Raw genomic sequence first — 12,602 nt, 5'->3', positions numbered from 1 at the left:
ATCTAATTCAATGACGCCTTCAAGAACAAGGTGGTTCATGGTCATCAGCATTCTTCATCACGTGTCTAAGCTTGTGTTTCATTTTAACTGCTGTATTGACCGATATGTCAAGGAACCCGCGGAGACTAAGGGCAGACATACCATCCTTTGCTTGGGTTATCAGATATATTCCGAGAAACCATGTCGTAAGAGGCAATTGTGATGAGTCGAAAATTGTACCACTGGTGATGGAACACTGATATCTGTAATGAATACACTGGAAAAGTTGACGTGTTTTCAATTCATAGCAGGTATTGTGACCATACTTGGGGCACTCAAAACCATTCGGCCAGTGATACTTGTAGAGCTTTGCCTTGCATTTTGTCCTGAGCCGTACGCTTTCAGGAACTTTGGCAAGCTGTACCCTTTTTGAAATTGAACCGGATTCTTTGCCATGACATATCCTCCTGTTGTTGTAGGTAACAGGAGGATGGCATGCTTGGGGGATCATATAGTGACTTCCCCTCTTTCTCAGCTTCATTAAGATAATTAAAAGATAGTTTTTTAGAGGCGATCTCTGGCAAAAAAAATATTTTATGGTCATGTTTTGGTGAACATCAACTTGTGTTAGACGTAAAATAAAAAAACGTAATTCAACGCTCTACTGTTTTTAATAAAAATCCGAGTCTTTATGTCTTGCTGAGATTCAGGGCAATCAAATTATAGAAATATGAAAATATTTGTTGGCGTTTTGCATACATATGAAAATGAATATGAAAGATGTATGCAATGTATAAAAAGACAAATTGATTGTGATTTTGAAATATTTGAATTTCATAATCTGAAAAACAAGCAAGCCCATGATGCTTTATATTCAACATTTATGGATATGAGTGATGAGTTTGAAATAATGATTAAAGTTGATGCTGATATGGTGTTGACTAGAGATACATATTTCAAAGAAGTATCCCACGTTTTTCAGGAAAATCCCCTCGTAGATCGTGTATATGTCGCTGTTCATGATTATTTTACTGACAGACTAATAATGGGCCTTAATGCATTTCGGAACACTGTTAAATGGGAAAAAAACAATAAAGAAGATTTGTTTGTTGATATTCGACCTATTGCGCATGGCATAAAAATTAAAGATTTTGAAAATCTTGCACCAGCTGCGTGGCATTGTCCAGATTCATCTCCCTTTCAGGCTTTTCATTTTGGAGTTCACAAAGCCATAAAGGCTATTCAGCCAGGCCGTGCCGTATTGCATTCTGCCGGAGGGGCTAGACATTGGTCTAATATAGCTGCACTAAAAAGCGCATTTGAACAAAAATATGATATATCAAGAGGCTATGCGTTATTGGGAGCAGAATACGGGTTAAGAGCTCAAATATATCCTGAAAATCTTGATTATGATGATGAGACATTACATCGTCAATTTGAGAAATTTGTCGGGATCGATGAATCAGGTTTGCGAAATATTATACAAATATACTCAAAGAAAAATTTCTGGTGGCTACCTCATGCGCTCCAGGTTTTTTTGTTGCGAAAATTCAAAATGAAAATCGTCTAGGTTGCTTTCTATGATTAAATGTCACATGACACATCGTGCTGAAAAGATGCTGCAAGGAAAAATTAAATATGATTGGGTTCACCTTAGTATATCTCAAGATGTTCCGCCTATAACAGGAGGGTCTTATAAGTTTCTGGTTTGGGAACTAATCAAAGAACGTGCCGAAAAGGATGTTCTAATTTGCAAATATATTCCAAAATCATTCCATTTAGCTGATCAATCTAACACTGCTGTTTGCCAATTTGATATAAATTCTAAGGATTTTAGCACATCCATGACCTGTAGGGTTAATTGGTTGAAATCTGTTATAACCCGTAAAGGTGGTGATGTCTTTTTAAAAAGTGTTGCTGAATGGATTCGCGCTACTGGTGGAAAAAAAATACTAGTTTGGGGAGGAATTAACTCTTTACCTGAATTAAGGAGGCTTTTGCCTGATGTTACAATTGCATACTCTCAAAGACACTATGGTTACCCAGGTGAGGTTAGTTTTTATAATTATTGCGATGTCCTCATAACTCAAACACAAGGACAGGCCAAATTAGCCTACGTCAATTCAGCTAGGCTTGATCCTTTTGTTCTGACAATTCCTAACGGTGTAGAACTTGATCAATTCTCACCCGAATCTCCAATGAAAAGGCAAAAAGTATGTAATGATCTTGGAATAAATCCTGAAAACCTTGTTGTTGTTTTCCCATCTAAGATTGCACTTTATAAAGGGAGTAGGTATTTAGAACGGCTTATTGAAATATCTGAACAAATGTTCCCTGACATGACTTTTTTAGTAATCGGAGGATTTCATAATTTATCACCACCTCATCATAGGAAATCCTTAGAGAAGTTATTGGACTCACACCCTCAGGTAGTTTGGTGTGGCGGTGTACCACGCGAGGAAATGTCATATTTGCTAAGTGCCGGTGATGTATGTCTGATGCCCGCAACATTAAGGGAAGGGTTTTCCATGGCTGGTATTGAAGCTATGGCCGCTGGGTTACCTTTAATTGCAACCGCTTCGGGTTGTTATCCTGAGATTATAAAAGACAAATTTAATGGGCTGTTGTGTGAAGAGTCTGAATTGTTTGAAAATATGATTTCCGCTTTGAAACTATGTTTGACTGATCGCGATTTAGTTAAAAGGATGGGAGTTAATGCTAGGAGTTATGTTGAAAATAAGTTACCTCGAAAAAAGGTGATAAATAATTATTGCAGGTTCCTCGATAATGAATGGGAAAATATCGATAGTGACATGTCCGTTTAGAAGAGACTATGGGAAAAATTAAAATCTCCATAATTACTGTATGTTTAAACGCAAAAAAAGAAATTGAGCGCACTGCCAAGTCAATAAAAGACCAGGATTTTATTGATTATGAATGGGTGGTAATCGACGGTAATTCCCATGATGGAACAGTAGAATATATTGAGAGTAATCCCTTAGTGTCTACCTACATATCAGAACCTGATAAAGGAATCTATGATGCAATGAATAAGGGTATTAAGTTATCCAAGGGTGAATATTGTTTGTTCCTTAATGCTGGAGATTTCCTTTATAGTTATGATGCGTTATCGATTTGCTCAAGATATTTACATTTAGATATTGTTGTCTGCTGGCTGAAAGTAATTTTTCCTGAAATATGGAAAAGGGAGCCAGCTATAAAAAGAATCGATCTTCATGATGTACGTAAAAAATTTATTTACCATAGACCGTTACCTCATCAATCTACCTTCATTAAACGAAATCTGTTTGAACAATTTGGACTATATGATCCTAGCTATAGAATTTGCGGAGATCGTGATTTTTTCTGTCGTGTTTTGAATAACGGAGCTACCCTGGATTTCGTTAAACAATGTGTTTCTGTTTTCTCTATGGATGGAATTAGCTTTACGATGCATGGTACTCAATTGTACTTCGACGAAATTGAGAAAGTCAGAAATACAAACTTCTCAAGATTATATCGTATAAAAAGGTCTATAGTTGATCCAATAGAAAAGATTTTAAATATTAAAGGGATATAACTCTCATGTTGCATTTTTTTCGGTTAGCAATCAACTGTAAATGGAAAGTGTGCTTAGTGGCTGTGCAATGTCAAGATTAAGTATTTACCTTCAAGCCTTGTCCACCTGGATCTTTCTGAGCAGAGTAACGTTTATTTTTGATAACGGGGTACCAATCCTTAACAATTTTTAAAATGTTTTGGGGTGATATTATAACAATGATAACTATTTTTTTGAAACCTGCTGGTGTTTACTCTTTCGGAGAAAAATATACACTATGATTAATGTTAAGGATAAAATTGCAGTTATCACCGGTGGCATGGGGCAACTTGGGGTGATTTATTCGGTTGCTCTTGTGGAGCATGGAGCTCGTGTTGCTATTCTCGATTTGGCAAGTGTACCAAAAATCGCAGATGAGAGATTTGCTCTCTATCTCGAAGAGGGTTCGATAAAGCCATATGTTGTCGATATTACCAATCGAGCAGAAGTGGATTCGGTTTCCCAGAAAATCAAAAATGATTTTGGAGTTGCCGATATATTAATTAATAATGCCGCGTTGGATTCCCCGCCGGATTCACCTGCTTCAGAGGTCGGTCCTTTTGAAACGTATCCGGAGTTATCCTATAACAAAGTAATGGATGTCAATGTAAAGGGCACATTGTTTTGTTGTCAGGTGTTTGGTAAGGACATGGCTGATAAAGGTTGTGGATCTATTATCAACATTTCCTCTATATATGGCATTCTCTCGCCTTGTCAGGACTTATACGATTTTCGCAGGTCAGCAGGAGAAGAATTCTTCAAACCGGTGGCCTATTCTGTGTCTAAATCAGCCATACTAAATCTAACAAGATACCTGGCAACCTACTGGGCCAAATCAGGGGTGCGGGTCAATACCTTAACACTGGCCGGTGTTTTCAATGATCAACCAAAAGAATTTTTAGATGCATATCTCAGTAGGATGCCCATTGGTAGGATGGCAGATGCAGAGGAATTTATAGGTCCGGTAATATTGTTGGCATCTGATGCTTCATCCTACATGACAGGATCTAACCTGGTTGTTGATGGTGGTTGGTCTGCTTGGTAACAATTTACATATGGTGGAAAATATGACAGCTTTTCCAGAAGTGATTCCAAATTTCATAGATGGAAAGATGGGTGCAGCTAGTTCTGGACAATTGTTTGGGAACATCAATCCTCATTCAGGTCAGGAAGTATGCAAGGTCGCCCGTTCAGGGTCCGGGGATGCATTGCTGGCCATAGCTGCTGCCAAAAAAGCTCAGGCTGCATGGGCGAACATGACCAGTGTAGCACGTGCAGATATCATTCGGGATATAGCCTTTCGTATGATGGAACGTAAAAGTGAAATAGCAGAGATTGTTGCAACCGAGTCCGGCAAGGCTCTTCCACATGCTCTAGGTGAAACCCAGGCTGCCATTGAAATGGGATTTTTCATTGCTGGCGAAGGGCGTCGAAATTATGGCAAAACTATGGGGGCAACAATGGCTAATCGACAGGTGCTCACTGTTCGTCAGCCACTTGGCGTTGCAGCCTTGATTATCGCCTCGAACACCCCGATTGCAAATGTCGCCTGGAAAGCATTTCCTGCAATGTTTTGCGGCAACGCATCCATTCTTAAACCTTCTGAAGATACACCGGGTACTGCCTGGATATTCGCCGATATCTGTCGTGAGATTGGGCTCCCTGCCGGTGTTTTAAATGTTTTACAAGGGCTTGGCGCAGAAGCAGGGATGCCCCTTGTAGAGTCACCTCAAGTTGATCTGGTGAGTTTTACCGGTGGTCATGTGACCGGCAGTCTCATAAATCGTGTTGCTGGTGAAAGGCTTGCCAAAGTATGTCTTGAGCTAGGCGGCAAGAATGCTCTGACCGTTTGTGATGATGCAGATATCGATAATGCTGTGCAGTGGGCAGTTGCCTCTGCTTTTAGTAATGCAGGGCAGCGGTGCGCAGCTGCAAGTAGAATTGTGGTTTTCAGTTCAATTTACGAGAAGTTTAAAAAGAAACTTATAAATGCCACGAATGAATTAAGTATGGGAGTCGGGGATACTGATTTTCTAGGTCCGGTTATAAATGAGAAACAACTTGATAACATGCTTTCAGTAGTTGGTAAGGCGAAGGAGGATGGGGCTGATGTTGTTATTGGTGGTGAACGAGTGATAAAGGGGCAACTTCAGTCCGGTTACTATATGCAGCCTACAATTGTCGAGAAAGTATCTCCTGATAGCCAGATTTCTCAGAATGAACTGTTTGGCCCGATAACATGTCTGTATGAAGTGAAAGATCTCAATGAGGCTATTGAGTTAGTCAACAACTCAGAGTTTGGACTTACATCATCGATCCACACAAATGATATTAATCGGGCGATGGAATACTCTAACAAGGTTCAGGCTGGGGTGATCGTTGTAAATGGCGGAACCCACGGAAGTGAACCACACATGGGGTTCGGCGGATTGAAAAACTCCGGCACGGGCTGGAGGGAGGCAGGCGTTGAAGCGCTCGATGTATACAGTGATGTTAAATATATTAATTTAATTACTAACCCGGGTAAAGTGTGAAAGACGAATGAATAAATCAATAGCACTTATCCCGGCAAGATCCGGTTCTGTAAGGGTTCCGGACAAGAATATACGGCTCTTAGGTGGCCATCCTCTGATCGCCTATACGATATCTACCGCAATCCAGTCAGGCGTTTTTGATACTGTTCTTATATCTACAGATTCTAAAGAGTATGCTGATATAGGTCAATATTATGGGGCTAAAGTGCCGTTTTTGAGACCTGTTAGTATTGCTGGTTCGAAATCTCCTGATATTGAGTGGGTTGAATACACCTTGAGCGAGTTGAAAGCCCAAGGTGATGAATATCAGTATTTCAGTGTACTGCGGCCTACATCTCCTTTCCGCCAGGTGAAGACAATTCAGCGAGCATGGAAACAGTTTCATGACTTTGGGCAGGCGGATTCGCTTCGAGCTGTTGAGATCTGCTCGCAGCATCCGGGTAAAATGTGGGTTGTTCGTGGCGAAATAATGTATCCGGTGATGCCGGTTACACCTCCCTCTCAACCGTGGCACTCCAGCCAGTTTGCAGCTTTACCAGAGGTGTATGTGCAGAATGCCAGTCTTGAGATTGCTAGATCATCAGTTATAGAAAAAGGCAGAACCATAGCTGGAGAAATAATCCAACCGTTTATTACAGAGGGTTTTGAAGGATTCGATATTAATAAGGAAGTGGATTGGGTTCTTGCCGAACATTACATAAGAAACGCTGAGGCGAAGTTGCCTGAAATATCGCAGCCACCTTATAAAAGATAACCTGTTAAGAAAGGATATATAGATGGGTGACCTTGTAGGAGAACCTGTAGAGGGAGTATTGTATTTCGTGCCATTCGCAGAATTCACGAGAATTCGTGAAGCTGTAGTTGAAGAAACACAAAAGGCCAAAATATTTGCCTTTGCTTCCAGAATAAACGCGTTATACATGATCGCAAAAGCTGGTTCCGGGCATATAGGTAGCAGTTTCTCGAGTCTGGATATTGTATCCTGGCTCCATCTTGGAGAAATGGGAAAGGATGATCTTTTCTTTTCTTCAAAAGGCCATGATGCCCCTGCGTATTATGCGGTGATGGCTGGCATGGATCGATTGAATTTTGATCTTATCCACTCGCTAAGACGAAAGAAAGGTTTGCCTGGTCATCCGGATGTCTCTGTGTCTGCATGTGTGACCAATACCGGTTCACTTGGCATGGGTATTTCAAAGGCAAAGGGTCTTCTCTTTGCAAATGAAAGATTCGGTCGTGATGGTAGTGTTTTTGTTATGACAGGAGATGGCGAACTGCAGGAAGGCCAGATCTGGGAGTCATTGGTATCGGCAGCCAACCAGAAGCTTGGTAATCTTATTGTAGTTGTGGATCATAATAAGCTTCAATCAGATACGTTTGTTAAAAAGACAAGTGATCTTGGTGACCTCGAAGCAAAGTTCTCTTCTTTTGGTTGGCATGTCGGTCGGTGTGATGGTAACGACATTCTCCAATTACAAAGGGTTTTCGATGATTTCAGAGGAATCACTGATCAGCCGAAGGTACTGATAGCCGACACGGTGAAAGGGTGTGGCGTTTCATTTATGGAACATACAAGTCTTGATTCTGACGTGGCAATGTATCGGTTCCATAGTGGTGCGCCGGATCAGAGTGCGTATCGCATGGCAATAACTGAGCTGAAAGAACATTTGGATACGTTGACCTCTGATGTTGGACTAGTGCCTGTAGCTCTCGAAAATATTGTTGCACCACCACTCGTCAAGGGGCCTGAAAAGGTTGAACGACTTGTTGCGGCATATTCAGAGGCACTTGTTGGGCAAGCAGAACGTAATCCTGATATAATTGCTCTTGATGCGGATCTCATATTAGATACCGGCCTCATACGCTTTAAAAAGGAATTCCCAGAGCGCTTTGTTGAGTGTGGAATAGCAGAACAGGATATGGTTTCACAAGCTGGAGGGATGGCGTTAGGAGGATTGCTGCCTGTTGTTCATTCATTTGGTTGCTTTCTCTCTGCGAGACCCAATGAGCAGATTTATAACAATGCAACTGAACAAACCAAAATTGTTTATGTCGGATCTCTAGCAGGAATTGTACCTGGCGGTCCAGGCCATTCGCACCAGGCTGTCAGGGATATCTCATCATTATCAGCAATTCCTGGTATTGATGTCGTCGAGCCTTGTTGCGAAGCTGAAGTTTTTGTTCTTCTGGATTACTGCCTCAACGTTGCTTCTGGTAGTACTTATATGCGTCTTGTTTCGATACCATGTGAAATACCATATCAACTTCCTAGAGAGCATAAAGTTGAACGAGGAAAAGGAATCATATTAAGAGAAGGAAATGACGCTGTTCTCATCGGTTATGGTCCTGTACTGCTCGCGCAGGCGTGGAAGGCTGCTGAGATCCTTAAAGCTGAAGGTATTAATGTTAGGATAGTCAATCTGCCATGGCTGAATTGTGTTGACACTGAATGGCTTACTAAAGTGGCTATTGATGGATGTGATGTTCTGATTACATTGGACAATCATTATATACGAGGTGGGCAGGGCGAGATGATATCTAATACTCTTGCTGGTTGTCTCAATGTTGTCCCTGAAATCAAACATCTGGGCGTGATAGGGATTCCTGTCTGTGGGACTAATGACGAAGTTCTTGAAGCACACGGATTAGACAAAAAAACGATCATTAACACTGTTCAAAACTCAATTAAAAAATGACTATGCTGCAGCAATACAAAATATACTGCAAGTGTTTAATATTGCATGTATTGTGGAGATGTCAGCATCTGACACGCTTATTGTTACGATATCAAATGTCAGGAGTTCAGAATGTTGGTTGTATCTGACAGTTGCTATAGATGTATTTCCGCAATGTCGTCGATGTTTTTTGAAAAGTTTGATGACGAAAGCTAGTGTTATCAGTGCAATGTAAATGACAGTCTGCTGCCGCAGCCAAACATCAGGTCCCTGTTTTTATTCAGATCGTGGGATTTGGTGCTACAGTAATAGATTCTAGAAATATATTTTGATGATAAGCAACAATATCCGTAAGGGAAATTGGTGGGGTGACGGTGTGACTGAAGCCTGCTTCGGAATTTTAAAGATTAAGCGTATATATAGTTCTCTCTATTTCACCTGATTCTGCCCGGAAGAGATCTTTTGTTCACATAGAGTTGTTTTGCAAAAATAGGAGACAGCATATATTTCTTGGCTATCTCAGTCTTAATGACTTTGAAAGAACATACGAATTGGAGAAAGGGCGCCTAAGAAAAGTGAACATTTTGCTTGACCACATAAGCAGTGACTTGTGAAGTAGATTCATATCTGCTGCTCCATAGAGGCAAATGGTTCAACGAGAGATGTCTGTAGAATCGAAACAGTGATGATAGTATATCTGTCAATAAAGTAGAATCAAATAAGAATGCAGTTGCATGTCAGGCATAATAGTTGTAAAAAACACGTATACGCCTAGCGTGAAAATGAATCTTAAATGGTTTCTAAATTCATGCATTTCTAGATAAAGAATCATATCTCTGAACAGAAGTGACATAAAGAAATATACTTTTCATCCAGGAAACAACTGACATTATTCAATGGTATAGTGAGTCGTACTGCTTTCTGTGGTGCTTTTATACCTCAATGAAGAAAACTATATCATATAAGCCTACGAATTGTCTGAATGGGAATGAAATCACCTGGTCGCAGGTATGAATATGTCTTATTTGACGATTCATATGAGTTTTGATTAGCTGTGCTGTATCTAAGGGTTTTCCATCTCCTTTAGAAGTTACTGTGATGTTAATAAGGAGATCAAAAAAGGATGACGTTTCGATAGCTTAAAGGGCCAGGTGCAATGTTGCAGCTTGCAACGCTATATCCTTAGGGGGGCTGCGATTTATTGAGGACTTAGACAAGCAAGAAAACAACCGTAAAGAAATAATTCAAAATTCCGGACGGATAAATACCATGACAAAAACAAGAAGCTTGAAGATAGGTGAGCATCTGATTAATGATGATAGCGATTGTTATGTTATAGCTGAAATTGGCAATAACCATCAGGGAAGTGTCGATGTCTGCAAGGAAATGTTTGTAGCTGCCAAAAAAGCTGGGGCAGATGCTGTAAAATTACAGAAGCGTGATAACAAAACATTGTATACGAGTGAGGCGTATAATAAGCCATATGAAAATCGGAACAGTTTTGGTGCAACGTATGGTGAACACCGTGAGTTCCTTGAATTTGGGTTTCAAGAATATATTGAGCTGAAAAAATTTGCAGATGAACAAAAAATAGATTTTTTTGCGACTGCTTTTGATATTCCAAGTGCAAATTTCCTCAAAGAGGTTGGGGTTCCTGCCTATAAAATTGCTTCAGGTGATCTGAAGACTATTCCATTGCTTAAACACATTGCAGGGTTCGGCAAGCCAATATTGATGAGTACTGGTGGTGGCACGCTTGAGGATATTAAACGCGCATACGATGCCATTATGCCGATAAACAATCAGCTTTGTATAATGCAGTGCACCGGAGGCTACCCTCCAGCATGGGATGAGCTGAATTTGAGGGTGATCAGCACATTGCAGAAAAATTTCCCTGGTATTGTTACTGGTTTTTCAAGCCATGACAGTGGGATTGCAATGGCAATTGCCGGATATATGCTTGGAGCCAGGGTTGTAGAAAAACATTTCACACTAAACCGCGCTACTAAAGGTACTGATCATGCGTTTTCTCTTGAGCCGGTAGGATTGACCAAGATGGTTCGTGATCTTCGGCGCTTGAAGGTAGCATTAGGCGACGGAAATAAGGCGATGTTTCCCAGTGAAGAAGCGCCTATCACCAAAATGGGCAAGAGCCTTGTTGCTAATTCTGATTTGCAGGCAGGGCATGTATTAACACGAGAAGATATTGGTATGAAATCACCTGGCGGTGGAATACCTCCATACGATTTTGAAAATGTAATAGGAAAAGAGCTAATAGAGAACGTGATCGAAGATCAGCAGTTTTCGATTTCGGGTTTTAAATAATGATAATGGCCTAAAAACCAAAAGGTATTTTTTGCGAGCTCTAGCAAGGTAGAATTATTGATTATGATGGAAAGTAGAAGACAGGATAGATGGCTCTATATCCCGGTTGAAGTAAAGGTCCGGGAGTTCAAGGCAAAAACCTTGCTTGCATGTTTAGCCGCTCAGCGTGGATATAATGTGGTCATAGGTGAAGCTCACGCTGTACGAGCCTCACTTCACTTGCTGCCTGCAGGGGTAGTTTTGGAAAAAGGTGTTGCACCTTCAAAAGAGGAATCTTTTGAAAAATTCAAGCATCTTGGTAATAGGGTTGTCGCTTGGTGCGAGGAAGGCCTGGTTTTTTTTGATGATGCTGACTACGTGAGAAGAAAAATATCCCGGGATGAAATCAATAATGTTGATACCTTTTTTGCCTGGGGACAATATCAGGCAGATTTGATCGCCAGGCATTTTCCAGAACTGAAGAACCGGATAGTTTGCAGCGGCAATGTTCGATTTGACCTTCTGCAGCAGCCATACAGAGAGGTGTTCTCAGAGGATGCACAGGAGCTTAGGCAGAAACACGGACCATTTATTCTAGTCAACACAAACTTCAGCCATTGTAATCACAGGAATGGTGAAAATGGCTATGTCGAGGTCTTACGGCAGGCTGGTAAATTAAATTCAGCGGAGGATGAAAAATTCACCTCTGGTTGGATGGCTCATAAGCGGTGTATTTTCAACGCGTTTATTCCGATGATTCGAAGGATTGCCAAAGAGTACAAGGATTATAAAGTCATTGTCAGGCCGCACCCCGGGGAAAGATACGAAACTTATGTGGAGTTGTTTGAGACTGAAAACAACGTCTTTGTCCTTCACGAGGGAGAGGTGATTCCGTGGATACTTGCCTCATCAGTTTTGATACATAATGGCTGTACAACCGGAATTGAGGCGTTGTTACTTGATCGTCCTGCAATTGCGTACAGACCAGTAATTTCTAATGTTTATGATCAGTATCTACCCAATTCCGTAAACTTTCAAGCTGAGGATGAAGATGATCTCCTCACAGCTCTTAATGAGTTGTTGAACGACCACGCACCTAGTGGAAGATATGTAAGAAGTGAAGAGAGAATAGAGGTCTTGTCGCAATACCTGAATGGATTCGATGGGGTTAGTGCCAGTGGAATTATTCTAGACAATGTTGATCAAGTGGTAAGCAGTGTAAAGACAAAAAACCGTCGCCCATGGTTTTTTCTCAATAGTTTGAATTATCGATACTATATGAAGCTTAACGTATTGTTATATAAACTGTTATCTGGTGTGGCTGAGCGGGGTGATTATTCCAAACATAAATTTCCTGGAGTTAGCGAGAAGGAGATGCGGGATGAAGTGGGTAATATTCAATCTTTAATGTCCTTTAAAACAGAGCTAAAATTATATCCTCTTACTGAAGATGTGTTCATGGTCACTTCGGCTGACCAGTAATAATTAACAGGATGTCTACCATTCTCGATG

10 protein-coding genes are annotated in these 12,602 nt (G+C 40.8%); 9 read left to right on the top strand and 1 reads right to left on the bottom strand.

Annotation, left to right across the window (positions count from 1 at the left end):
- Positions 1-19 precede the first annotated feature (19 nt).
- A complete protein-coding gene (locus FCL46_RS28855; protein WP_167506101.1) occupies positions 20-490 on the bottom strand; it encodes a transposase in 471 nt (156 codons plus the stop codon).
- A gap of 219 nt (positions 491-709) precedes the next feature.
- Here FCL46_RS28855 and FCL46_RS12890 point away from each other — a divergent pair, with 219 nt between their 5' ends.
- The 9 genes from FCL46_RS12890 to FCL46_RS12850 all read left to right on the top strand — a co-directional run bounded on the left by FCL46_RS12890 (position 710) and on the right by FCL46_RS12850 (position 12,572).
- Positions 710-1,549 carry a hypothetical protein gene (locus FCL46_RS12890; protein WP_136810720.1) on the top strand — a complete coding sequence of 280 codons (840 nt, stop codon included), beginning with the start codon at positions 710-712 and terminating at the stop codon, positions 1,547-1,549.
- A gap of 10 nt (positions 1,550-1,559) precedes the next feature.
- The gene (locus FCL46_RS12885; RefSeq protein ID WP_136810721.1) at positions 1,560-2,804 is read left to right on the top strand and encodes a glycosyltransferase family 4 protein; all 1,245 of its coding nucleotides are present in this window, start codon (positions 1,560-1,562) and stop codon (positions 2,802-2,804) included.
- An 8-nt stretch (positions 2,805-2,812) separates the two neighbouring features.
- Positions 2,813-3,559 (top strand): glycosyltransferase family 2 protein, encoded by a 747-nt coding sequence (locus FCL46_RS12880; protein ID WP_136810722.1) that lies wholly within the window; start codon positions 2,813-2,815, stop codon positions 3,557-3,559.
- A 256-nt stretch (positions 3,560-3,815) separates the two neighbouring features.
- Positions 3,816-4,622 carry an SDR family oxidoreductase gene (locus FCL46_RS12875; RefSeq protein ID WP_136810723.1) on the top strand — a complete coding sequence of 269 codons (807 nt, stop codon included), beginning with the start codon at positions 3,816-3,818 and terminating at the stop codon, positions 4,620-4,622.
- Positions 4,623-4,644: 22 nt separating this feature from the next.
- The gene (locus tag FCL46_RS12870) at positions 4,645-6,111 is read left to right on the top strand and encodes an aldehyde dehydrogenase family protein (protein ID WP_136810724.1); all 1,467 of its coding nucleotides are present in this window, start codon (positions 4,645-4,647) and stop codon (positions 6,109-6,111) included.
- A 7-nt stretch (positions 6,112-6,118) separates the two neighbouring features.
- The gene (locus FCL46_RS12865; RefSeq protein ID WP_136810725.1) at positions 6,119-6,865 is read left to right on the top strand and encodes an acylneuraminate cytidylyltransferase family protein; all 747 of its coding nucleotides are present in this window, start codon (positions 6,119-6,121) and stop codon (positions 6,863-6,865) included.
- Between the two features lie 22 nt (positions 6,866-6,887).
- Positions 6,888-8,807 carry a transketolase family protein gene (locus tag FCL46_RS12860; RefSeq protein ID WP_136810726.1) on the top strand — a complete coding sequence of 640 codons (1,920 nt, stop codon included), beginning with the start codon at positions 6,888-6,890 and terminating at the stop codon, positions 8,805-8,807.
- Between the two features lie 1,248 nt (positions 8,808-10,055).
- The gene (locus FCL46_RS12855) at positions 10,056-11,111 is read left to right on the top strand and encodes an N-acetylneuraminate synthase family protein (protein ID WP_136810727.1); all 1,056 of its coding nucleotides are present in this window, start codon (positions 10,056-10,058) and stop codon (positions 11,109-11,111) included.
- A 63-nt stretch (positions 11,112-11,174) separates the two neighbouring features.
- Positions 11,175-12,572: a surface carbohydrate biosynthesis protein gene (locus FCL46_RS12850; RefSeq protein WP_136810728.1), complete on the top strand. Its 1,398-nt coding sequence runs from the start codon at positions 11,175-11,177 to the stop codon at positions 12,570-12,572.
- Positions 12,573-12,602: the final 30 nt, after the last annotated feature.

Source organism: Desulfosediminicola flagellatus (assembly GCF_005116655.2).
Classification (GTDB): Bacteria; Desulfobacterota; Desulfobulbia; order Desulfobulbales; family Desulfocapsaceae; genus Desulfopila; species Desulfopila flagellata.
Note: the sequence above shows the minus strand (reverse complement) of the source record. Positions and strands in the feature narration are given on the sequence as shown.